The organism is Photorhabdus machadonis (assembly GCF_052657765.1).
Window position 1 is genome coordinate 1,182,920 of the sequence record NZ_CP199761.1, and the last position, 19,632, is coordinate 1,202,551.

Below are 19,632 nucleotides of genomic sequence, written 5' to 3' on the forward strand. Positions count from 1 at the left end.
ACCTCTGTTATTTTCATGATATATCTCCGCGCCATCCACTGGCGTCATAACTCCGTATGTATTAAAACTCACCTCTACTTATTTTAATTAATGCATCACAATGTTGCTGAGCAGCTTCTTTTGTTAAATGAATCTGACCTCTTTTTAATAAACGCATATCAGTGTCACCGGCATCCCAGTGATATATATAACAATCCCAATCAGCCACCCAGTACCCCGCACCTGTTTTTAATTCATAATCAACAGGCTTCGGAAAACTGACTTTTCCGACTGTTATCATCTCGGGCTTGCGGCGATATTCATAAAAATCGATCCATTTTGGATTAGAACCGCATTTTAGCCATCCATCACCTTTTTGCCTCCATTCATATAGCTCCCAAGGTTTATCAGTCTTCGAAGCATCTATCGCATATTCCATCATTAACTCAGCGTGCACGTGTCTTTTATTGTCTGACATTGTTTAATCCTCGCCTTTAGATATACCAATCATTTTGTTTAAGTCTTCAACTTTTACTGACAGTGAAGTGTTTATACTTCTGATTTCCTCAGATGGAATTAAATCTTTCGCTTCCTGCCAGACTTCAATAAGTCGCTTTGTTGTAGTGACTGAATTTAAAATAGCGTAAACGTTATTTTTTATTTCCTCTTTCTTATTGTTTAGCTCACTGACTTTTTTTTCTATCTTCGTAAATCGAACAGAGAGTTCATTGTCCGCTGGAAAACGACAATGTTTCCGCTCAGGTGTTATTAACTTAATGTCTTTTCCCAGTTCATCTTTGCCGTAAGGTAATCTTCCCGACTGTAACCCACCAAACGCCGCACATATCCCGTAATCTGTTGCCTTATAAATATGAATATCGCTGTCAATATTAACTTGAAACTCTTTAATAGCTTCAAGTGCCTTATCATATATGAGATTGTAATGTTTGGATTTTTCTTCTCCGCCCAACGCCGCAATTCGGACGTCTTTTGCGAGTTGGTACTTTTCTTGCCCCAATTGTACATATGATTCAGAAATCCCGGCTAATGACAACGCATTATTGACTATTTCTTTCTTTAAATCTTTTGTTAATTTCTTTGACATTGTTTAGTCCTCTCATTTAATTTAATAGTGGGCTTCCCTGCCAGTAATTCCCTGTTGTTTTCCCGGTAAAGAAGGTGCTGTATTTAACAAGGGAAGCAATTTGACTTTCATTTAGTTGTACCTTTTGCATATTCATACCCTTAATGAGCTGTAATTAGTTAATTGAAATAAACTTCAATTCGACAAATGAAGTGGATAGATAACGTCTTCGTATATTTTCATGCACTTTGCTGCTGCAACACATCCTGATAATATTTTTAAACATTTCTCCTTGTCTAAAATATTAATTTCTTCTGCACGCAATAACGCTTCAATACTTTCTATAATTCTTTTAAGTCCGTGTTCAGATAAATTTTCAATAGTCATTTTATTAACCCCTCGCTGTAATATCTTTGCTACTTTTCTTGCCGACTGAGAAAATATACGAGTCGGGTAAACATCTGTTATTAAATGATTCCACTGTCTTATTTTGTGTGATAGCAGATAGTGAGACAGCTTTTAATGTTTTTGTTGAACATCCTGTTAAAGTCATGACGATCTTCCTTTCTAACTTTCTGTCAGCTTCAATAAGCTTTTGTTCTTTCATGCGCTGGTTTTTGCGACGTAACTTACAACGTTGTTTCGCATTCATATATACCTCGTTGTTTTTGCCACACTCTCGCAGTGACCGCGCCGCAAAGCGGTGGAGTGTTATAGCTTACTTATGCGTTAACCGGGCGCTAACCGGAACTCAGTGATGCCTTAAGCTTCTTTTCCCGCACTGCGTCGCCGTGGGAACTCGACCTCTTCACCGTCGTCGTGTGCCTTGTCAGGCTGGTGGCGGTATAACCGCGTTACTAAACCATAATGATGCCCTCTGTGGTTAAAGTATGTACACCTCGCGGCATACTTGTCATATTGTTAAAGAGCGGAACTTCCTTTTAGTTACTGCTTCCTGTTGTTACCGGTACTACGTTGTTTCTAGCACTTGCGAATCATCCCGATATTCGTGCGCCTCGGGCGGCTACTTCGTGGGCTTTCCTGCCTTTTCGCTATCTTGTGTGCCTTTGATGTGATTAAGTTTAATAAACAATAAACATATTCGTCAAGCAAATACTAAACTAATGTTTAGTAAAATTAAGTACCTCATTGATTTTTCGATTAATTTATTTTGAAAAAATTTTTCTGAGGTGGGGTTTGGCTAGTTTGGTGGGGAGAGGGTATAAAAAAGCCCTCACGGGGAGGGCGATATGATGCTGATAAGTATGTTAAGCTACTAGCCGATGAATCCATGCTTCTTTTCTAGCAAATGGTAAAATATGACTAGTTTCATTAAACAATAATGATAACTGTTGAATTTGATCTCCTATAGAATCGTCATCAACAACAACATATCTATTGTTCAGATCTATGTTGGCGCTCTTTAGGTCGATTAGCTTACCAAGCAGGGAATAGGCACTATTCCAACTACCACCTTTTTTCACACTGGATGTGAAAACATACTTGGGTGTTGGTGTATTGATTGTCATAGGTATAACTATTTGGTGTCCACTCATACCCACAACCGAACTCCGCAAAGAAATAATGTCTTTTAGTTCAGTACGATATAGAAAGTTTATAACTTGACCTTCAAACTTTTCTGTTTGTACTGGTTGGTGCCAATCTTGTGACAAAGTTGATGCCAAGATCCCAGCGCGAATAACATCAGACGTTACGGAGCCAACAGTATCTTCTGTTGCCCAACCAATAATTTCACCTCTTTCATTTAATTCAGAGCCTTGATTCTTTAGAAAGGCTCTGATTTCCTCAATTCTTTTTTTTGTAAGTGAAATTCCTCTGGCTTCCATGTTCATTAAAGCATCACACTTATCACTTATTAGATATTTACCATTTATCTCTTTGACAAAGGCACCAACATGCTCCCCATCATCACAGTATGTGAACGGGCTAATTATTCTCAGTAGTTCAGACCCAATTGGGTGGCACTCGAACCCGAGATTTGATATCACAGTTGAGCACATCATAACGGTAATCCTATTTGTCCAGAATCATTTTCTAAAGGTAATGGCAATTTCCCTATATAAGTAATATTTAGTTTCTTACAGAAAAAATCCCAATAGCCAAGCAGGTCATCTGGTTTTATGCTGCTTTTGATTGGAAACCCTATATCACTATAGTTCCCTGCTTCTTCGTAGTAAACATGATAATGAGCGCCTAATACATACTTTTTAAAGTCTGGGTGATCTATTACGTAACGATTTGTATGTCCATCAAATGGATATGTATCAACAGCAAAAACTCGTTTTTTATTGTATAAGGCTACAATATTTATCTTTGGATAAACCTGACCCCCTTCCTGTTTAGGTTCATGATCAGGTTTCCATTGGATAAGGATGGATAGCCCTTGAATAGGTATACCATTAGAGTCAGTTGGGATCCGGTTCATTTGTAACCATAAAAAAGGTCTATTTGGAGGCGGTTTCTCTCCCCAACTAGCACCAGTAAAATCGACCTGTTTTTTACAGTAAAGCACATTATCAACTTCTGCCTGATTAGGCAGATAATCTGTAGATTTTGTCACTGTTAACTATCCATTTCCAGCATATCTATATGATTCCTAAAGTTAAATAGTGCTGATCCATCTCCACCCCGCAGGGAACTCATTTCTTTACCGAACGAACACACGGTTCATCCCCTCAAACGGGGAGCGCTTTGGTTATTAAAAAAATTCCTTATGCTTTCTTTTTGCTCTTCTTTTGTGATAGTTCTTCTAGTAATTGATTGTAATACCGTTTTTTTTCTTCAAGAGTTTTTAAAAGTTCGTCAGCTTCGCTGTCTGGGAGTTCATCAAACAGTTCAAGAAGAATTTTTTGTCTCTTTGATAACTCTGTACATTGAGAAACCTCGTCAGTGCTTGTATCTGAGTCTAAGTATCCGATCGGCATGTGATAATCACGTTCCAAACGCCGAGCCGCCCTCTCTCCGAAAGAAGCTTTACCGTTGATAAGTTGCGACAAATAACTCTTCTCTTTTTCGGGAAGAGCCTTGGTAGAAAACCATTCTTTAAGGCGTTTTTGCCTGATGCTTTTTATGTCCATTCTTTAATTTTGATTAGTATTGACTAAACAAGCAAATGCTTGACGTTTAGTTTAGTGTTTAATAAACTCATGTTTGGGACTTAAGGAGTGAAACATGGAACTAAAAAAATATATCGATTCACTTGAGCGTGGTGGAGCCAAAGCATTAGCAAAAAGATTAAATGTATCGGCATCTTACTTATCTCAAATGGCGTCAGGGCAATGCCCTATTTCCCCATCTCGTTGCGTAGAGATAGAGATTGAAACGAGTGGCAAAGTCACACGTAGAGACTTACGTCCTGAAGACTGGGAAAAAATTTGGCCTGAATTAAAAGCAGCATAACAATTAAAACCGCGCGAGCCGGTATAGCTCGCATGCTCTTTAACAATCCGCCCCCTACGCTGAAAAGTGTAGATCCCTGTTTAAGCAATAGGGATTCCTCGTTAATCGGGGAGCGTAGCCCTTGGGCTATTAACTTTATTTTATTTTATTTAGGAAATTTAACAGATGAATATCGCAATGGAACGCAAGTTTCGAGAAATGGAAAGTAAATTGATTAAAAAACTGGTGCTAAAAGGTGCAAGGAATGTCGCTGAAACTGTTGGGATACATGAATCTCAAATTGCACGCTGGCAACGACCGCAGCGAATTGATGACATTAGTTTCATTGAGAAAATGGCTCGTTTCTTAGTTGCAATTGAGTATGACGCGAAAGATGAATCAGTTGTGATCACAGGAGAGGATGCCAGGGCGCTATTAGCTGCTTTAGAGCATATCAGAGAACCGAAAGAAAAAGCCCCGGCTGCGTCAACAACTGAGGCTAATCAAATATGAGTCAAAGGGGGAGCTCTCATTTCCCCTATACCACTAGCGAGGTGATTATGGACAGTTTCGACTATCACGTCAATGTCTTGATGCCGGCGAATTTCTTTCGTGATGATGAAAAATGGATTCGAGAAATGTTGTTACAACTCGATCCGTCTACTCGCGGAAAAATCACGGTCCGGTATGCCGAGGTTTATCAATCAACGTGGGATGAAGAACCAGTTTCATATCGGAAAGATAACAGGGCAAGACATGCAGCAAATATCCGGTTGAGGGAGTTTGTCAGGAAATACGCTGCCTTTAGTCAGGGGTATGTAACAACACCCAATGAGCTGCTGAAAACAGGCACTAGCCAGAACAACCAGCTTATGCCGGATGTCGCTTAAACACCGGTGCCGAATAAAACACAGTGGAAGGTGCTTTTCTGGTAAGTGCTGAAAGTCAAAGTTTGCACAAAGCCAAAACCCGAAAAATAAGGCCAAGGTCAACGGCGGATCGAGTCACAGAATCTGACATATAGAATCATAGAAGGGACGACTTAAAAATATGTTTAAAATCAATGAGTTAAAAATGCGTTTTTCCCACAGTATGGGACAATTTGTCCCACAGTATGGGAAAGTCTTTAAAAACAGTGGGTTATAAGTAATTTGGCGGGTGAGGTGATGACTAAACAGTCAAAAATACACGATGTTGAAATTATACCCAATCATGAGACTAAAGGCCATATATTCATTCAGGCATACGATAAAGGTATTGATTTTATTACTAAATGTGCACAGGAGAGAGATAACGCAACAATAATTTTGTATCTGAGAATGATCAAGGACATGGACAAAGAGACGGGCGCATTGATGATCGATGCGTCAACGCTCATGTCACAGACCGGCTTATCAAAAAGTGCGGTGTACAGATCGATAAAAACCCTGAAAGAGTCAGGGATGATACGCAGCAGGTATAGCAAAGTTTATGAAATAAACCCGGACGGGTTTTGGAAGGGCAAGCGAGAGTTACGAGATACCGCGCTGTTTTTTGCTGAATCAAACCGGGCAAGAAATGTGAAGTACAGGCTAAATCCGGCTAGCGCTTCTACAGATTCATTCACCGTTCCAGCCACGTTTGAAGAGGAAACGTAGCGAAATCATCAATAAAAACCGATTCGGAAAACTTTGGCGAGCGACTCCGAACCGACTTCTAAGGAAATTAACATGCTAAATATAACACCGAAGCTTAAGCAAGTCACAGCACTTAACATGCTTCGTCACGACTGGAAAAAGCACCGGACGTTTTTATTATCAGCGAGTGTAGGCTTTGGAAAAACGGCGATAGCGGCGTTTATCACAGACGGATTTGTTTCTCGCGGAATGCGGGTGATGTTCGTTGCACCGTATACCGTGTTACTGGATCAAACAGCAACCCGGTTTGTTGAGTACGGACTGCCAGCGGACCAAATTAGCTATGTTTGGCGAAATCACCCGCTATATGACTCAGAACGACTAATTCAAATTGCGTCGGCTGACACGCTTATCCGTCGTGAATTTCCTGACAACATCGATCTGTTGATCATCGATGAAGCCCACATGAAGCGGCGCAAGTTGCTTGAAATTATCAGAGATAGCGATATTCGCGTCGTCGGTTTATCAGGAACGCCATTTGCGGCATGGATGGGTAAATATTACGAGAAACTGATTAAGCCGACGACGATGAAAGAATTAATCAGCATTGGGGATCTGAGTCAATACGAGTTCTACGCACCCGACCGGCCCGATTTAACAGGCGTGAAAACAACCAGCTTAGCGGCATTTGGTAACGACTATAACGAGGAGCAACTAGCCGAAATTATGGGTGATTCAACGCTGGTGGGCAATCTTGTCAGGAACTGGCTGGAGAACGGCGAGGACCGGCCAACTATCTGTTTTTGTGTGAATGTTAAGCACGCTAACTATGTCACGATGGAATTCAACAAGTCTGGTATTAACACCGAAGTGATGACAGCAGAGACGCCACATGATGAACGGCAGTTGATCATCAATCGATTTGAGAGCGGGGCGACAAAAATCATCGTTAACGTGGGTGTGTTAGTTGCTGGGTTTGATAGTGATGTCCGGTGCATCATTTACGCCCGGCCCACCAAATCAGAGATCCGCTGGGTCCAATGTCTCGGTCGCGGATTGCGCACTGCAACGGGCAAAGACAAATGCCTTATTTTCGATCACTCCGGCACTGTCCATCTCCTCGGCTTCCCGGATGAAATCGAATATGACGAATTGCCGAGCAAGAATGACGGTATGAAATCTTCATCAAGTTTTAGCGAGAAAGTGAAACAAGAGAAGATCCCAAAGGAATGTCCCGGCTGTCATTACATGAAACCGGCTGGCGTCTATGTCTGCCCGAAATGCGGCTTTAAACCGCTGATGGGCGAGAACGTTGATGTTGATGAGTCACGTGGCTTAAAAAAATTGGGGAAAGGCGACAAGATTTACTCGAAAGAGGAGAAACAAAGCTGGTGGTCACAAATTAAATATTATCAGCGTGAGCGGACCAACCAAGGCAAGCCTATTTCAGATGGCTGGTGTGCTCATACTTACAAGAAAAAGTTCGGTGTTTGGCCGAATGGCTTAAGCGATCACTTAATTGAAATCTCACCGGAGGTTTACAATTTTATTCGTTCTAAACAAATCGCATGGGCCAAGATGCAGGAGAAACAGAATGCGAACGGTGGAAGCAGTGAAAGGGCGGTGGCCTGAAATATTCGAATACTACGATTTACCGCCCGTGACAGGAAAAAAACATTATGCAGGAGAGTGCCCGGCATGCCAGCGAAAAGGGAAATACAGATGTGATGACAAGAATGGGACGGGATCGTGGATATGCAGTTGTGGGGCGGGAGATGGGTGGAAGTTACTAGAATTAACTCAAAGAAAAGATTTCAAGACGCTGGCAAGGGAAATTGATTCACTAATCGGAAACAGTTACAACTACAAAGGAGGTCATGATAAGCAGCAGCCAGAGACCCAAACAACTCGCGTAAAAGTCGTCAGCAAGTTTTCAACATTACTCCCCCTCAAAGATACACTAGCCCAGGACTATTTATTCAGTCGCGGCATATTTGAATTGCCGTCAGGGCATATTCGTTTCAATACGGAAGAAAAAACGCCGTTTGGAAGTAAACAGGCTATTTGGTCAATTGCTACAGATGACAAGGGGGCGGGTTGTTATCTTCATAGAACCGTACTAGACGGAGAAAAAAAAGCCGATTTTGATGGCAATAAGCGGATGCTGAAATTACAGGAAGACAACTATCTTAACTTTGCTAATTCCATCGCTATTCGCATGTTTCCGGTCTCATCAACGTTGGGTGTCGCAGAGGGAATAGAGACAGCATTGTCATGTAAACAGATATATGGCTGTAACACATGGTCAACGCTAAATGCCGGGTTTTTACGTAAGTTCCGCGCCCCAAAGGGAGTTAATCATTTGATTATATTTGCTGACAGAGATAGTAACGGTACGGGATTAGCGGCGGCGTTTGAGTGTGGTAATAAAAATATTCTGAGTAACAACGACGTTGAATTAGTCAGTATTAGGTGGCCGGAAATTGGCGATTTTAATGATATGTTGATTAATGGTGCAAAAGTATTTCAAGAACAATTACAGAGAGAAAACAGGAAGGACTTTTAATATGAAAATAAAAATAGAAAATTTGACAGGCCGTGGATTAGATTATGTTGTTGCTATTTGTGACGGGTGGGGTGTTGATTATTTAGATAAGAATCATGATGCTATACCTGAATACTCAACAGACTGGAGTGAGTGCGGTAATTTAATTAATGAATATGCAATTGAATTTATATGGATTAGTGATGCAACAATTGAGGCTCATTCTTATTTGCTAAATGATGCACGTGGATGTGGATATAATCACTTAGAAGCCGCTTGCAGAATGATAGTGATTGCCAATTTTGACAAAGAAATAGAGATACCAGATGAGCTATTAGAATAAATAAAGGGGGCTAGATGGAAGCTGATTTTTGTTTTCACGAATCGAATAAATCCCAAGCGTGGGAAATATTAAAAGAAACACTCCAAACAAAACAGCCGCACCGCATTATTATTAAGCCGTGGAAAGATATTCGCTCAATTCCACAAAATAACACTTTTCATTTGTGGTGCGGTGAAATAAGCCGTTATTTAAATAAGAATAACGCTAAATTAACGCCGGAGGATGTTAAAGACGCACTTAAACATACATTTTTGGGTTATGAAGTCATAGAGGCTATTGATCTCACTACTCAGCTTACAGAGCGCGTCAGAACGCTGAGAAAGACGTCAAAATTAGACACGGGTGAAATGTTCTATTTTATGGCGCAAGTTGAAAAGTGGGCTTTTGACATTGGTTGCTTAGTGACTATTCCAAATAATTCTCAATATATGAAATTAAAACAGGAGCAAGATAAATGATAGCAGGTAATAAAAATTGGTGTAACTTCTGTGGTAAATCACAAGATGAAGTTAATCATTTAGTCTCAGGAATGAATAACAGTGATATTTGTAATGAGTGTATTATCCAATGCGTTAATGTATTAATCAATAGAAAGTCGGATGAAATAAATGAGTCAACAAACATCACAGACTCAGCGAGTCATCAATAATCTAATCTATAAAGTCCCATCTAATAGAAAATCAAAGCCAGTTCCCACAGAGTCCGAAGTTAAAACGTTTGATTACGTTCATGAGCTTCTGCGTGCAAAGTGGGACAGACGGAGAAACAGAAATGAAAAAACCAGCGAGGCGGAAATGTAAAATATGCTGCGAATGGTTTATGCCAAAGTTCAATAATATATATTGGTGCAACCCGGAGCATGGCGATGAATTAGCAATCAGAAAAAGAAACAGGGACCGGGAAAAATTAGAGCGGGAACTTAAAAAGAAACAGCAACAAGAGTTAGCAGAGAAGAAAGATAAACTTAAAGTCCGTAAGTTAGCAGTAAAACCATTGTCATATTTCAAAAATCAGGCACAGCAAGCGTTTAATGCGTTTATCAGGGAAAGAGATAGAGACCTTCCGTGTATTAGCTGCGGGCGATTTCATGATGGGCAATATCACGCAGGGCACTATCTAACAATTAAGGCTCATCCCGAGCTGAGATTTAACGAGGATAATGCTCATAAGCAATGCGCCCCATGCAATAATCACTTATCGGGAAATATCATTAATTATAAACCGGGTCTGATTGAGAAAATTGGGCAAGAGCGATTTGATAAATTGATGTCTCATCATGCTTTGCAGAAATGTAAACGTGATGATTACGAGCAGATCCGGGATTATTACAAAGATAAATTCAAGAGATTAAGCAATGACAATCTTCACTGATATTGAAGCAGCAATAGAAGAAGCCAGATTTTTACGACATGAAACAAAGCATCATCATGTTGTTACTCAAAAACGAAATGGAACTCTCGTAGTTAGACAAGAAGTCGGAATAAATAAAGAGAGTCGTCTACGTAAAGCATATAGCACTCGTTACGATTGTCGTATAGCAACAGTATTGAAATAGCTGGAGAAATATATGCGTGATATTCAATTGGTACTGGAGCGTTGGGGCGCTTGGACGGCTGATAATAGAGAAGATGTTTATTGGTCGCATATTGCTGCTGGGTTTAAGGGACTGATACCCAGTAAGGTTAAATCGCGGCAACAGTGTTGTGAGGATGACGCTATTGTTGTTTCTAGCTGTATGGCAAAGCTGAATCAAAAGAATGACGATATCCACGATTTGCTATTTGACTACTATGTGTTTGGTAAAACATTTATGCAATTAGCTTGTGACCATAAATGCTCTGACGGCCATATCGGTAAAAAATTACAAAAAGCGGAGGGTGTTATTGAAGGAATGCTGATAATGCTAGATGTAGAACTGGAAATGGATAAATATGTTCAAAAAATTGCAGCTTAATTTGATAAAAGAGTTTACGTACGTAAAAAACCGAATATCATGATAAGAGTGATAGCTATGTCACACAACTTATCGAATTAACAAGCCTCGTTTCCGCGGGGTTTTTTCATATATAGGGCTACGCATTGCGTGGCTTTTTTTTGTTGCGGTGTAAGGAATTAGTTTAGCTCTTTTTCTTCTAATTCAGCTTTTTGAAGATTACTAGATGATTCAATCTGCATATTTTGGAAGTCTAGCTCTTTAATATCTAAATCTTCCAATTTTTTATTCAGTAATTTTTTATGTTCCTCTGATGGTGAATTATTAATCATTTTTTTCAAAGCAGTCCTTTGCTTTTTTACTGATATTTTAAACATCATCGCCGGAAGACTTGGCACGTTAATTAAGACCAATAACAGAATTATTACGTGCGCGATACCCACGGATATTCCTGGCAAGAAAGGAAGAAGACTATCTAAAGTGACTAGATATGCTTTAATTAACTTACTAAGTATATGGTTGATTATTGGAATCAACCAAGCTTGCATCAACAGGTACTTAGAACCACCAATCAATTGGAGTGTTCCTTGTTTTGAGTATTTTTCTTTATCTCACTAAGTGTTGCGGCAAGCTGCTCTGCATCCTCTTCTCTGAGAGATATTTTTTTGGAATGTTTAGTTCCATTCCTGTCAGTGTAAATTACATTCACATATTTACTTGGGAAAAAAAATGCCAGCAGGTAATACACCCCAAATCTTGCGAATTGGAATGAGATCACCAGTACTGTTATTAATATCATGATATTCATGAACATGTTGGCATCTTCTTCTCTATGTGATTACACAATTTTTCTGTCGTTTGCGGCTCGATGGCGCATAACCTGTTCAATTGAGTATCTTGGATTACCCACCAGAACACCATCGGTTTTGGTCTGAGTTTTAGTATACTTCACTTGGAATAAATCATCTTTGCTGAACGATGCTTTATTCAGGTTTATCCTTTCAATGAAAGCAGCATCATTCATTGAAATCGAAACCTCTTCCCCATCGTGGAACATCATTTTCCAACCGGTTTTCTTGGTGAAATTAACACTGGTTATGTGGACTTCACTGGTATGAGTTTCTGAGTCTTTCTCAGATTTGATAGGAGAACGGCTAAGTTGAAAAACATTTTTTTCCGTTTTCTCTATAGTCTCAAGTGGCAAGTCGTCCTTTATGAATGTCACGCTGGATATTTCGTCATCAGTCAAAGGAGCGTATACGATATCATTCACTCCTCTCATAACGATGTCTGATGATATGAGTTTTTTAACGGTCTCTGTGCACTCAATCTTTTCGTTATCTTTTGTTATCAAAGAATAAGTATCTGTATCCGCATCATATTCGCTGTCAGCAACTTTACGGCCTTTAAGCCACTTGATTACCCCAAACAAACTACCGATGGTTGCACCTGTGGCGGCTGTTTTTGTCAATCCAATGACATCAAGCACATCAACATTTGACATGTCTTGGGCAATGGAAAGCAGTAATTCAAACGATCCTTCTTTATGTGCTCTGACATCTATGTGAATCTCTGATGATTCGCCATTGATTATTTTGTTGGATTGCTCGATTAAATCGCATAAAGACACCATTGATGTCCCCAGTAATCGAGCGTCAATTTGGTGATTTAATGGGCCATTTTCAGTGTCACCGTCATATTTTATTCCAAAATTTATAACGTTTAATTCTTCCTGCTCCATGACTATGTCTCATAAAAAAAATATTAATAGGCCACTAAAAATATACTATAGATGAATGAATGTCATGTGAATGAATTCGTACTGATATACAAATCACAGTGTACATATCGAGGCTTTTTACTGGCAACAACAAGAGCATTGGAGCGTGACAGACTCGGCCGAACGCATCGCTCACATAGGCAGGACCACAGTTTAAATTCAAAAACCACGTGGGATAACACCCGCTAAACATTACACATTGCGTATCCGCCGTCGCCAGTTCGGGGCGGCATCCTATTAACTCATTCACGGGGCGAACATAGCTCACCCCCACGGACGCCCATTTTATGGGGGTGGAAATGAAACTCATGGACAAGCAGCCTGATATATGGATGCAGCTATGGTTATGGCTGTTATCAGTCAAAGAGCAAGGTTTAGGCGCGGCACTGGCTGCAACAATGGCATATCTCAGAGGCCGATATAACGGCGGTAAATTTTGGAAGACAATGATTGATGCGCTGATGTGTGCACTTATCGCATGGTTCATTCGTGACTTACTCGTCTTCTTAAATCTGAGTACCGACTTAGCATATATCGGCAGCGTCATTATTGGTTATCTGGGCACTGATTTTTTCGGCCAGTTGATGCGTGGGACTTTGAATCGTAAAGCGGGGGTATCAGATGCAAATCAGTGAAAAGGGTTTAAAAGCACTCAAAATCTACGAAGGGTGCAGTCTGATGGCGTATCGCTGTCCCGCGGGTGTCTGGACAATTGGCTATGGTCATACATTGGAAGTAGAGCCAGGTGATGTAATCACAGATGAGCAAGCTACTCAGTTCTTGCTTGATGACTTAGCCCCGGTTTACATCACTTTGGAAAACTCAGCCAAAGTGCCACTGACTCAGGGCCAATTTGATGCTCTGTGTTCATTTATCTTCAACTGTGGTGTCAGTGCTTTCGTTCGTTCTACGTTGCTGAAAAAGCTTAACGCGGGTGACTACAAAGGGGCAGCAAATGAGTTTATGAGATGGAATCAGGCTGGTGGGCACGTCTTACCCGGTCTTGATGCGCGACGGGCATCTGAAAAATTGATGTTTTTATCATGAAATTCAACCAAGTTATAAGGAATTGAGTGATGAGCATTATTCAGATTCTGGTTCCGGTAATTTATTTTGTCGTTGTGATTGCGGCATTGATTATTTTTACATTGATAGAAAAACAATCTAATTACCCGGCGGAATTTGGGTTAATTATGTTTATGTCAATCATATGGCCGCTATGGGTTATTTTGATGCCAATTGTTGTTGGATTCGTTTTTTTTAACGAGAAATACAATCAATTTGTTGGCAGGCGGTCATGAAATTCAACGCTCATTACTACACGATACTCGCATTAATCGTTATCTCTCTGACAGCGTATTACTATCACTCTGAGTTACAGAGAGAGCAACGAATTACAAAGCAGCAGCAATCAGAAATTCAGCAACTCACAGACACTATCAACTATCAGAACTCTCACATCACGATGTTGAACGAGCTTGATGTGAAACATACAAAAGAGCTTGCTCATGCCAAATCTGAAATTGATGCTCTTCGTGATGATGTTGCCGCTGGCCGCCTCCGGTTGCGTATCGCGGCAACCTGTAATCAAAGTGAAACCGGTTCCTCCTCCCGCCTGGGCGATGCAGGAACCCCACGATTTAACCCGGCAGCTGAACAAGATTATTTCGCTCTCCGAAGAATGATTGTTGAGAACGAAAAGCAAACTAAATACTTGCAGGAGTACATCAAAACTCAGTGTCAGTAACAGCCTCGTTTAATTCGGGGCTTTTTATTATCTAGCGCATTCACACGCGCATCTATTTCTAAACGCAGAGCCTTACAGAAAGCGAACCTGAGAAAAACGTTAAATGGTATTTCTGCGGGCGGTATTTCTGTGTGAACAGGTTCGTCTTTCTATAGGGTAATACCATGAGCACATCATTAACTTTCAAAAATCACACTATTGTCCCGTTCGATAATCATGACGGGAAAACCTGGTTCACGAGTAAGCATCTTGCAGAGTTGCTTGAATATAAAAATGAGAAGTCTGTAACTAACCTTTTTAACTCAAATAAAGATGAGTTCACTAGCGATATGACAATGGTCACTGAATCAATGACCATTGGAATAAACAATAGCTTACGTAAGAAGAAGGTCAGAATTTTCTCTATCAGAGGCTCTCATTTACTTGGCATGTTGGCAGATACAGAAGCCGCCAAGCAACTTCGTCGGTGGTTACTTGATTTGGCAGACAAGGAGAGTCAGACAGATCTCTCTTTGATGGACATGGAAAGCTTAAAGTCACTGACACTTAGTGAGATGCAGAATCGAGTAGTTGCCGCTGATAAGTGGTCTTATAGCAACTTTGGTAGACCCGGTAGTGAAATGATGAATCTTCGTAAGCGTCATCTAAAGAAACTACGCAAGGCCAGGCAAACCATTCTGGAATTATCGCAGCTTACGTTGCCCGGCTTTGATGACTTCTCTGGCGGAGAGCCGCAAACATGAATCATGAGCAATTCATAGCGAATAACATACAGGCCGAGTTAGTTAAGCTCGGCTTTTCTTCATCTATTTCAGGAATGGCAAGTGACAAAGCACTCGATCACTATCGAAGAGCTTCATCAGCGAGTCGTAAGGGCAAGATGTACGATGACTGTCTTCATATAGCCAGGGCGTGGGCGAGTAAATACAGTTCAGTCAGGCCATCCCCAAAGTGAGGACCTCGGAGAAATCAATGAGATGTCTATCAGAAACAGGAAAAATCAAATGTTCAGATATAATTTAAAGCAGGCTGTCAAAATCAACATCAGCGGTGAAGTGGGTGAGATCAAAGGCCGGGCAGAATATATAAACAACCTCAATGACTATTTGATTAGTTATAGGGCTTCAAATGGTTGCGCATCTGAGAAATGGTTCGATGAAAGTGAGATTTCATCAGCAGATGAAGAGTAGTCATTCATTCAGAGCATTCTGCTGATAGAGTGCTCGATAGTAGTGATTCAATCCGAGACGGTATTTAAAATGCCGGGGATTTATCAGACTGAAAAGTAGAAAGTTCTGATTACAACTGTTTTCGGGTCGGGAAGGGTTCAACATGGTCGCTTCGGTGGCATTTTTACTTTGAGGGGAATAAAATGGCGGCTCCAAAGAGCAATAGATTTTGGGAGGCCCGAAGCAGTCATGGGCGGAACCCGAAGTTTGGTTCGCCTGAGGAACTGTGGCAGACATGTTGTGAATACTTCGCATGGGTAGAAGATAATCCCCTGCATGAAACCAAAGCCTTTCATAATCAGGGCGAAATCGTTTATGCAGCATTGGCAAAAATGCGGGCTATGACAATATCAGGTCTGTGTATTTTTTTGGATATATCACGCTCAACATGGACAGAATACACAAAGCGCGAAGATTTTTCGTACATCACTACACGCGTGGAAGACATTATTTATAACCAGAAGTTTTCGGGTGCAGCGGCTGACTTACTTAATGCCAATATCATTGCACGTGATTTGGGATTGAAAGAGCAAACCGTTAACGACCATCTTTCTACTGACGGCTCAATGTCCCCCGCCAAGATAATATTGATACCCGGAGGTCAGAGTGACGACAGCGAGGATTGAACTCCCGCCTAAACTCATTCCGGTATTCAGCGGCAATTATCGTTACCGTGGTTCATATGGTGGACGGGGATCGGGTAAGACCCGCTCATTTGCTAAGATGAGTGCCGTTCGGGGTTACATGTTCGCGGAATCAGGGATCGAGGGAGTTATCCTTTGTGGGCGTGAATTCATGAACTCGTTGTCAGAGTCGTCGATGGAAGAAGTTAAGCACGCTATCAAATCAGAACCGTGGCTTGATAATTACTATGAAATTGGCGAGAGCTACATCCGCACGCGTAACCGTCGAGTTTGGTACGTATTCACAGGGTTACGTCACAACCTAGATAGCATCAAATCCAAAGCCCGCATTCTGATAGCGTGGATAGATGAAGCAGAATCAGTTTCCGAAACTGCATGGCGAAAGTCGATCCCCACGGTACGTGAGGAAGGCTCAGAAATTTGGGTAACGTGGAACCCGGAAAAGGATGGTAGCGCAACGGATAAGCGCTTTCGCAAGACACCGCCTGATAGTTCCTGCATTGTCGAAATGAACCATGACGATAACCCGTGGTTTCCTGATGTGCTTGAACAAGAGCGGGTTAATGACCAAACCAGACTGGATGCTTCTACTTATGCGTGGATTTGGGAGGGCGCTTATCTTGAGAACTCAGATAAACAAGTATTAGCGAATAAATACAAGATTGAATCATTTTCTGACGACTTGTGGCAGAAGGCTGACAGGCTATTATTCGGCGGGGATTTCGGTTTTGCCCGGGACCCGAGTACGCTACTTCGCATGTTTATTCTTGATAACTGTTTGTATATCGAGTACGAAGCTTATGGCATCGGGGTAGAACTCGACCACATGCCCGCGTTTTATGACAACGTGCCGGAGTCTCGTAAGTGGCCTATTAAAGCCGATTCAGCCAGACCGGAAACCATCAGTTATCTTAAGCGACAGGGATTCAATATCTCTGCTGCTAAAAAGTGGCAAGGTAGCGTAGAAGACGGGATCACTTTCTTACGCGGATTCAAGAAAATTATCATTCACCCGCGCTGCAAAGAAACAGCAAAAGAGGCTCGTCTTTACTCATACAAAGTGGATCGTATCACTGGTGAAGTGTTACCCGTCATTGATGATGCGCATAACCACTGCTGGGATGCGGTTAGGTATGGGTTAGATGGATACATCAAAGGCAGAACAACGGTTTGGGACATCATGTGATGACGAAAAAAACGATGATTGGCCGTCTTACTGATGGTCTTCACAGTATGTTGACTTCGCTCGGTGAGCGGGTGGCAGCAATAAAATATGCGAGCAATGGTAAGGCTGATGTGCCTGATAAAGAGTTGCTCGCAATGTATAAAAACTCATGGGTGGTCAAGAAATACATAGATAAGACCGCTGATGATATGTTGAAGCTACCCCGTGAGTTGTCAGGTGATATTGATAGCTCCCTGATTCAACGTATCAAAGACACAGAAACAGCACTAGCCGTCTATAAGATATTCCGCGACGCTTTAACTTGGGCTTCATTGTTGGGAGATTCATTGATTATTGCAATAACTGATTGCTCTGATGAGATGATCGGCGAACAACTGAGATTGCAGGATGAAGATATCGTTAAATTTCTTGTTCTTAGAAAAGGTGAATACACGCCGGCTAGCAACGTGATCTCTGATATTGCTTCACCGCATTTTGGACAGCCACAGACATATCAGATAGACATTGGTAATAAACAACTTAAGTTTCATCACTCACGCTGCCACAGAACAAAGCTGGGTGAGCATAGCTTAAAAGATATGCCAAGGTTCGGTACGTCTGACATTCAAGCGCCTTACGACGCTATCAAAATATTTGACGCCGCAATTGTCAGCACTGGGGACACAATCCAAGAGGCCAATGTTGATGTGATTTTTCTGCCGGGTCTAAACGCACAGATTGACGCGGGCCAAGAGACTCAAGTCATTGAATACGCTCGCGTGATGAAACAGACCAAATCGTCGACAGGTTTGATGTTAATGGATGCAGGTGATAGCACAATGCAGAGCCGCTATGAGCAAAAAACAGCACAATTCTCAGGGCTGTCTGACGTTATTACAAAGATGGCAAATGTCTTAGCTGGTGCGCTTGATAGGCCAATCAATATTTTGTTCGGACAATCAGCTAGTGGTTTTAACTCCGGTGAAGAAGATAACAAGTCGTATTACGAAACAATCAACGGTTTGCAAGAAACGCGGTTGCGACAAATGCAAGACTTTGTTGATCAATTCATTCTCGACAAACTGGCAGCGAGCATCGACGTAATCAGCTACGAATATCAATCGATTGACAGCATCAACGAAGCTGACGAAGCAACACGATTTACTCAGTATGCAACAGGATTCACTTCTTTAGTTCAATCTAGCGTAGTTACAGAAGATATTGCACTGCGTGAAATGCAGGCAAAGGGGGTGCTGACGACTGTAACTAATGATGAAATAGAAGCTATGGCAGGGGTGAATAATGGACAGTGGTATCAGTCTGAAACAGATGCTGGAGCGCAAACAGGGGCGTTTGAAGGCTCGCAACCGTTTAATGCGTCCGCCGACGCCTAGCAAACGAACGGAGGTTTGGTATCGCGACAGGCTCATTGAGTTTATTAGGATGATGCAAGATGTTGTGATAGAAGACCTAAAAAAGCCAATATTAAACGACGCTTCAAATACACCCCTTCTTTCCATCACTTCAAGACTTTCAAGAGCAATCCAAAAACTGGCTAATGCGTCCATTGCTGATATGGCAACGCACTTGTCATTCGGCATGGTCAAGCGTGCTAATGATCAAAACAAAGATCAAACACAGAAAACCTATAAATCGGCGTTTGGCATTGATTTGACGGGCATGCTCGGTGATGAGGTAGTGAAAAAACAGATTGATGATGCTGTGAAAGAAAACGTTGATTTAATCAAGTCGATACAGACTGATTTTATCAATGATATCGGCTCAAAAGTATTCACAAATCTGTTTGATGGCGGGCGTCACGAAAATCTTATTCAGCTTATCAAAGAGCGCGGGCAAGTAACAGAAAGCCGGGCAAAGCTTATTGCGCGTGATCAGACGGCCAAGCTGAATTCGGCACTGACAGAGACGAGGCAAAAAGCGCTTGGCATCGACTTGTACGACTGGGGTGGTGCGGGTGATGAGCGAGAGCGTGACAGTCATTTCGTATTAAACAACATGACATGCAAATACTCGGACCCTACTGTCTATTCAGACGATGAAGGAAAAACTTGGAAGAAGCGTAAAAGCATTGGGGCGTTTGAAGGCAAGCCCGGCGACGATTATCAATGTCGCTGCGTTGCCCTTCCGAAAATATCTTGGGATTAATT

General features: G+C 41.5%; 32 protein-coding genes. 22 read left to right on the top strand and 10 right to left on the bottom strand.

The genetic code is table 11. From position 1 onward, the window contains the following. Positions 1–61: 61 nt before the first annotated feature. The 7 genes from ACUN2T_RS05680 to ACUN2T_RS05710 form a co-directional block, all read right to left on the bottom strand. Positions 62–457, bottom strand: coding sequence for a hypothetical protein (locus ACUN2T_RS05680; protein ID WP_445494006.1), 396 nt, complete (start codon positions 455–457; stop codon positions 62–64). 3 nt (positions 458–460) lie between these two features. Continuing rightward, positions 461–1,084: an Nmad5 family putative nucleotide modification protein gene (locus ACUN2T_RS05685; RefSeq protein WP_445494007.1), complete on the bottom strand. Its 624-nt coding sequence runs from the start codon at positions 1,082–1,084 to the stop codon at positions 461–463. 174 nt (positions 1,085–1,258) lie between these two features. Continuing rightward, positions 1,259–1,450 carry a hypothetical protein gene (locus ACUN2T_RS05690; protein WP_445496651.1) on the bottom strand — a complete coding sequence of 64 codons (192 nt, stop codon included), beginning with the start codon at positions 1,448–1,450 and terminating at the stop codon, positions 1,259–1,261. A 4-nt stretch (positions 1,451–1,454) separates the two neighbouring features. Then, positions 1,455–1,715, bottom strand: coding sequence for a transcriptional antitermination N peptide (locus tag ACUN2T_RS05695; RefSeq protein ID WP_445496652.1), 261 nt, complete (start codon positions 1,713–1,715; stop codon positions 1,455–1,457). A gap of 616 nt (positions 1,716–2,331) precedes the next feature. Further along, a complete protein-coding gene (locus ACUN2T_RS05700) occupies positions 2,332–3,087 on the bottom strand; it encodes a DUF1828 domain-containing protein (protein ID WP_445496653.1) in 756 nt (251 codons plus the stop codon). After that, positions 3,084–3,644 carry a hypothetical protein gene (locus ACUN2T_RS05705; RefSeq protein WP_445496654.1) on the bottom strand — a complete coding sequence of 187 codons (561 nt, stop codon included), beginning with the start codon at positions 3,642–3,644 and terminating at the stop codon, positions 3,084–3,086. Before ACUN2T_RS05705 ends, ACUN2T_RS05700 begins: the two co-directional genes overlap by 4 nt. A gap of 151 nt (positions 3,645–3,795) precedes the next feature. Next, positions 3,796–4,161 carry a hypothetical protein gene (locus ACUN2T_RS05710; RefSeq protein WP_445496655.1) on the bottom strand — a complete coding sequence of 122 codons (366 nt, stop codon included), beginning with the start codon at positions 4,159–4,161 and terminating at the stop codon, positions 3,796–3,798. Positions 4,162–4,255: 94 nt separating this feature from the next. Here ACUN2T_RS05710 and ACUN2T_RS05715 point away from each other — a divergent pair, with 94 nt between their 5' ends. The 12 genes from ACUN2T_RS05715 to ACUN2T_RS05770 all read left to right on the top strand — a co-directional run bounded on the left by ACUN2T_RS05715 (position 4,256) and on the right by ACUN2T_RS05770 (position 10,920). Further along, positions 4,256–4,483 (top strand): transcriptional regulator, encoded by a 228-nt coding sequence (locus tag ACUN2T_RS05715; protein WP_445496656.1) that lies wholly within the window; start codon positions 4,256–4,258, stop codon positions 4,481–4,483. Positions 4,484–4,648: 165 nt separating this feature from the next. Further along, positions 4,649–4,975 carry a CII family transcriptional regulator gene (locus ACUN2T_RS05720; protein ID WP_445496657.1) on the top strand — a complete coding sequence of 109 codons (327 nt, stop codon included), beginning with the start codon at positions 4,649–4,651 and terminating at the stop codon, positions 4,973–4,975. Further along, on the top strand, positions 4,972–5,352 hold the full coding sequence (locus ACUN2T_RS05725) for a hypothetical protein (RefSeq protein ID WP_445496658.1): 381 nt from the start codon (positions 4,972–4,974) through the stop codon (positions 5,350–5,352). Before ACUN2T_RS05720 ends, ACUN2T_RS05725 begins: the two co-directional genes overlap by 4 nt. A gap of 276 nt (positions 5,353–5,628) precedes the next feature. After that, the gene (locus ACUN2T_RS05730) at positions 5,629–6,099 is read left to right on the top strand and encodes a helix-turn-helix domain-containing protein (RefSeq protein WP_445496659.1); all 471 of its coding nucleotides are present in this window, start codon (positions 5,629–5,631) and stop codon (positions 6,097–6,099) included. A 72-nt stretch (positions 6,100–6,171) separates the two neighbouring features. Further along, a complete protein-coding gene (locus ACUN2T_RS05735; RefSeq protein WP_445496660.1) occupies positions 6,172–7,710 on the top strand; it encodes a DEAD/DEAH box helicase family protein in 1,539 nt (512 codons plus the stop codon). Beyond that, the gene (locus ACUN2T_RS05740; RefSeq protein ID WP_445496661.1) at positions 7,673–8,644 is read left to right on the top strand and encodes a primase-helicase zinc-binding domain-containing protein; all 972 of its coding nucleotides are present in this window, start codon (positions 7,673–7,675) and stop codon (positions 8,642–8,644) included. The genes ACUN2T_RS05735 and ACUN2T_RS05740 overlap by 38 nt, the downstream gene beginning before the upstream one ends. Position 8,645: 1 nt before the next feature. Beyond that, positions 8,646–8,966, top strand: a complete 321-nt coding sequence (locus ACUN2T_RS05745; protein ID WP_445496663.1) for a phage protein NinX family protein — start codon at positions 8,646–8,648, stop codon at positions 8,964–8,966. 14 nt (positions 8,967–8,980) lie between these two features. Then, positions 8,981–9,424: a YbcN family protein gene (locus ACUN2T_RS05750; protein ID WP_445494615.1), complete on the top strand. Its 444-nt coding sequence runs from the start codon at positions 8,981–8,983 to the stop codon at positions 9,422–9,424. Continuing rightward, on the top strand, positions 9,421–9,615 hold the full coding sequence (locus tag ACUN2T_RS05755; protein ID WP_445496664.1) for a ClpX C4-type zinc finger protein: 195 nt from the start codon (positions 9,421–9,423) through the stop codon (positions 9,613–9,615). The genes ACUN2T_RS05750 and ACUN2T_RS05755 overlap by 4 nt, the downstream gene beginning before the upstream one ends. Beyond that, positions 9,575–9,766 (top strand): NinE family protein, encoded by a 192-nt coding sequence (locus ACUN2T_RS05760; protein ID WP_445496665.1) that lies wholly within the window; start codon positions 9,575–9,577, stop codon positions 9,764–9,766. The genes ACUN2T_RS05755 and ACUN2T_RS05760 overlap by 41 nt, the downstream gene beginning before the upstream one ends. Further along, complete coding sequence (locus tag ACUN2T_RS05765; protein WP_445496666.1) at positions 9,738–10,337, top strand: recombination protein NinG; 600 nt, start codon at positions 9,738–9,740, stop codon at positions 10,335–10,337. The genes ACUN2T_RS05760 and ACUN2T_RS05765 overlap by 29 nt, the downstream gene beginning before the upstream one ends. A gap of 196 nt (positions 10,338–10,533) precedes the next feature. Further along, entirely contained in the window at positions 10,534–10,920 is a 387-nt protein-coding gene (locus ACUN2T_RS05770) for an antiterminator Q family protein (RefSeq protein ID WP_445496667.1), read from the top strand. A 158-nt stretch (positions 10,921–11,078) separates the two neighbouring features. Here ACUN2T_RS05770 and ACUN2T_RS05775 read toward each other — a convergent pair whose 3' ends face one another. From ACUN2T_RS05775 to ACUN2T_RS05785, 3 genes are read right to left on the bottom strand one after another with little or no spacing between them, the layout of a single operon-like run. After that, positions 11,079–11,474 (bottom strand): hypothetical protein, encoded by a 396-nt coding sequence (locus ACUN2T_RS05775; protein ID WP_445494024.1) that lies wholly within the window; start codon positions 11,472–11,474, stop codon positions 11,079–11,081. Next, positions 11,471–11,713: a hypothetical protein gene (locus tag ACUN2T_RS05780; protein WP_445494025.1), complete on the bottom strand. Its 243-nt coding sequence runs from the start codon at positions 11,711–11,713 to the stop codon at positions 11,471–11,473. Before ACUN2T_RS05780 ends, ACUN2T_RS05775 begins: the two co-directional genes overlap by 4 nt. Before the next feature lie 24 nt (positions 11,714–11,737). Further along, complete coding sequence (locus tag ACUN2T_RS05785; RefSeq protein ID WP_445494026.1) at positions 11,738–12,640, bottom strand: hypothetical protein; 903 nt, start codon at positions 12,638–12,640, stop codon at positions 11,738–11,740. 338 nt (positions 12,641–12,978) lie between these two features. Here ACUN2T_RS05785 and ACUN2T_RS05790 point away from each other — a divergent pair, with 338 nt between their 5' ends. The 10 genes from ACUN2T_RS05790 to ACUN2T_RS05835 all read left to right on the top strand — a co-directional run bounded on the left by ACUN2T_RS05790 (position 12,979) and on the right by ACUN2T_RS05835 (position 19,630). Continuing rightward, entirely contained in the window at positions 12,979–13,314 is a 336-nt protein-coding gene (locus tag ACUN2T_RS05790; protein WP_445494027.1) for a phage holin, lambda family, read from the top strand. Continuing rightward, positions 13,301–13,726 carry a lysozyme gene (locus ACUN2T_RS05795; RefSeq protein ID WP_445494028.1) on the top strand — a complete coding sequence of 142 codons (426 nt, stop codon included), beginning with the start codon at positions 13,301–13,303 and terminating at the stop codon, positions 13,724–13,726. Before ACUN2T_RS05790 ends, ACUN2T_RS05795 begins: the two co-directional genes overlap by 14 nt. Before the next feature lie 29 nt (positions 13,727–13,755). Beyond that, the gene (locus ACUN2T_RS05800; RefSeq protein WP_445494029.1) at positions 13,756–13,980 is read left to right on the top strand and encodes a hypothetical protein; all 225 of its coding nucleotides are present in this window, start codon (positions 13,756–13,758) and stop codon (positions 13,978–13,980) included. After that, a complete protein-coding gene (locus ACUN2T_RS05805) occupies positions 13,977–14,426 on the top strand; it encodes a lysis protein (RefSeq protein WP_445494030.1) in 450 nt (149 codons plus the stop codon). Before ACUN2T_RS05800 ends, ACUN2T_RS05805 begins: the two co-directional genes overlap by 4 nt. Positions 14,427–14,590: 164 nt before the next feature. Then, positions 14,591–15,169, top strand: a complete 579-nt coding sequence (locus tag ACUN2T_RS05810; protein ID WP_445494031.1) for a BRO-N domain-containing protein — start codon at positions 14,591–14,593, stop codon at positions 15,167–15,169. 261 nt (positions 15,170–15,430) lie between these two features. Continuing rightward, a complete protein-coding gene (locus ACUN2T_RS05815) occupies positions 15,431–15,616 on the top strand; it encodes a hypothetical protein (RefSeq protein WP_445496668.1) in 186 nt (61 codons plus the stop codon). 182 nt (positions 15,617–15,798) lie between these two features. Further along, positions 15,799–16,281: a DNA-packaging protein gene (locus ACUN2T_RS05820; RefSeq protein WP_445496669.1), complete on the top strand. Its 483-nt coding sequence runs from the start codon at positions 15,799–15,801 to the stop codon at positions 16,279–16,281. After that, complete coding sequence (locus ACUN2T_RS05825) at positions 16,262–17,485, top strand: PBSX family phage terminase large subunit (RefSeq protein ID WP_445496670.1); 1,224 nt, start codon at positions 16,262–16,264, stop codon at positions 17,483–17,485. The genes ACUN2T_RS05820 and ACUN2T_RS05825 overlap by 20 nt, the downstream gene beginning before the upstream one ends. Next, positions 17,485–18,858 (top strand): phage portal protein, encoded by a 1,374-nt coding sequence (locus tag ACUN2T_RS05830; protein ID WP_445496671.1) that lies wholly within the window; start codon positions 17,485–17,487, stop codon positions 18,856–18,858. The genes ACUN2T_RS05825 and ACUN2T_RS05830 overlap by 1 nt, the downstream gene beginning before the upstream one ends. Next, positions 18,767–19,630 carry a phage head morphogenesis protein gene (locus ACUN2T_RS05835; protein WP_445496672.1) on the top strand — a complete coding sequence of 288 codons (864 nt, stop codon included), beginning with the start codon at positions 18,767–18,769 and terminating at the stop codon, positions 19,628–19,630. Before ACUN2T_RS05830 ends, ACUN2T_RS05835 begins: the two co-directional genes overlap by 92 nt. Positions 19,631–19,632 lie beyond the last annotated feature (2 nt).

Coding starts and splice junctions, on each gene's coding strand:
- ACUN2T_RS05680 (WP_445494006.1), bottom strand. CDS start 457: ATGTCAGACAATAAAAGACACGTGCACGCTGAGTTAATGATGGAATAT.
- ACUN2T_RS05685 (WP_445494007.1), bottom strand. CDS start 1,084: ATGTCAAAGAAATTAACAAAAGATTTAAAGAAAGAAATAGTCAATAAT.
- ACUN2T_RS05690 (WP_445496651.1), bottom strand. CDS start 1,450: ATGACTATTGAAAATTTATCTGAACACGGACTTAAAAGAATTATAGAA.
- ACUN2T_RS05695 (WP_445496652.1), bottom strand. CDS start 1,715: ATGAATGCGAAACAACGTTGTAAGTTACGTCGCAAAAACCAGCGCATG.
- ACUN2T_RS05700 (WP_445496653.1), bottom strand. CDS start 3,087: ATGATGTGCTCAACTGTGATATCAAATCTCGGGTTCGAGTGCCACCCA.
- ACUN2T_RS05710 (WP_445496655.1), bottom strand. CDS start 4,161: ATGGACATAAAAAGCATCAGGCAAAAACGCCTTAAAGAATGGTTTTCT.
- ACUN2T_RS05715 (WP_445496656.1), top strand. CDS start 4,256: ATGGAACTAAAAAAATATATCGATTCACTTGAGCGTGGTGGAGCCAAA.
- ACUN2T_RS05720 (WP_445496657.1), top strand. CDS start 4,649: ATGAATATCGCAATGGAACGCAAGTTTCGAGAAATGGAAAGTAAATTG.
- ACUN2T_RS05725 (WP_445496658.1), top strand. CDS start 4,972: ATGAGTCAAAGGGGGAGCTCTCATTTCCCCTATACCACTAGCGAGGTG.
- ACUN2T_RS05730 (WP_445496659.1), top strand. CDS start 5,629: ATGACTAAACAGTCAAAAATACACGATGTTGAAATTATACCCAATCAT.
- ACUN2T_RS05735 (WP_445496660.1), top strand. CDS start 6,172: ATGCTAAATATAACACCGAAGCTTAAGCAAGTCACAGCACTTAACATG.
- ACUN2T_RS05740 (WP_445496661.1), top strand. CDS start 7,673: ATGCGAACGGTGGAAGCAGTGAAAGGGCGGTGGCCTGAAATATTCGAA.
- ACUN2T_RS05745 (WP_445496663.1), top strand. CDS start 8,646: ATGAAAATAAAAATAGAAAATTTGACAGGCCGTGGATTAGATTATGTT.
- ACUN2T_RS05750 (WP_445494615.1), top strand. CDS start 8,981: ATGGAAGCTGATTTTTGTTTTCACGAATCGAATAAATCCCAAGCGTGG.
- ACUN2T_RS05755 (WP_445496664.1), top strand. CDS start 9,421: ATGATAGCAGGTAATAAAAATTGGTGTAACTTCTGTGGTAAATCACAA.
- ACUN2T_RS05760 (WP_445496665.1), top strand. CDS start 9,575: ATGAGTCAACAAACATCACAGACTCAGCGAGTCATCAATAATCTAATC.
- ACUN2T_RS05765 (WP_445496666.1), top strand. CDS start 9,738: ATGAAAAAACCAGCGAGGCGGAAATGTAAAATATGCTGCGAATGGTTT.
- ACUN2T_RS05770 (WP_445496667.1), top strand. CDS start 10,534: ATGCGTGATATTCAATTGGTACTGGAGCGTTGGGGCGCTTGGACGGCT.
- ACUN2T_RS05780 (WP_445494025.1), bottom strand. CDS start 11,713: ATGTTCATGAATATCATGATATTAATAACAGTACTGGTGATCTCATTC.
- ACUN2T_RS05785 (WP_445494026.1), bottom strand. CDS start 12,640: ATGGAGCAGGAAGAATTAAACGTTATAAATTTTGGAATAAAATATGAC.
- ACUN2T_RS05790 (WP_445494027.1), top strand. CDS start 12,979: ATGAAACTCATGGACAAGCAGCCTGATATATGGATGCAGCTATGGTTA.
- ACUN2T_RS05795 (WP_445494028.1), top strand. CDS start 13,301: ATGCAAATCAGTGAAAAGGGTTTAAAAGCACTCAAAATCTACGAAGGG.
- ACUN2T_RS05800 (WP_445494029.1), top strand. CDS start 13,756: ATGAGCATTATTCAGATTCTGGTTCCGGTAATTTATTTTGTCGTTGTG.
- ACUN2T_RS05805 (WP_445494030.1), top strand. CDS start 13,977: ATGAAATTCAACGCTCATTACTACACGATACTCGCATTAATCGTTATC.
- ACUN2T_RS05810 (WP_445494031.1), top strand. CDS start 14,591: ATGAGCACATCATTAACTTTCAAAAATCACACTATTGTCCCGTTCGAT.
- ACUN2T_RS05815 (WP_445496668.1), top strand. CDS start 15,431: ATGTTCAGATATAATTTAAAGCAGGCTGTCAAAATCAACATCAGCGGT.
- ACUN2T_RS05820 (WP_445496669.1), top strand. CDS start 15,799: ATGGCGGCTCCAAAGAGCAATAGATTTTGGGAGGCCCGAAGCAGTCAT.
- ACUN2T_RS05830 (WP_445496671.1), top strand. CDS start 17,485: ATGACGAAAAAAACGATGATTGGCCGTCTTACTGATGGTCTTCACAGT.
- ACUN2T_RS05835 (WP_445496672.1), top strand. CDS start 18,767: ATGGACAGTGGTATCAGTCTGAAACAGATGCTGGAGCGCAAACAGGGG.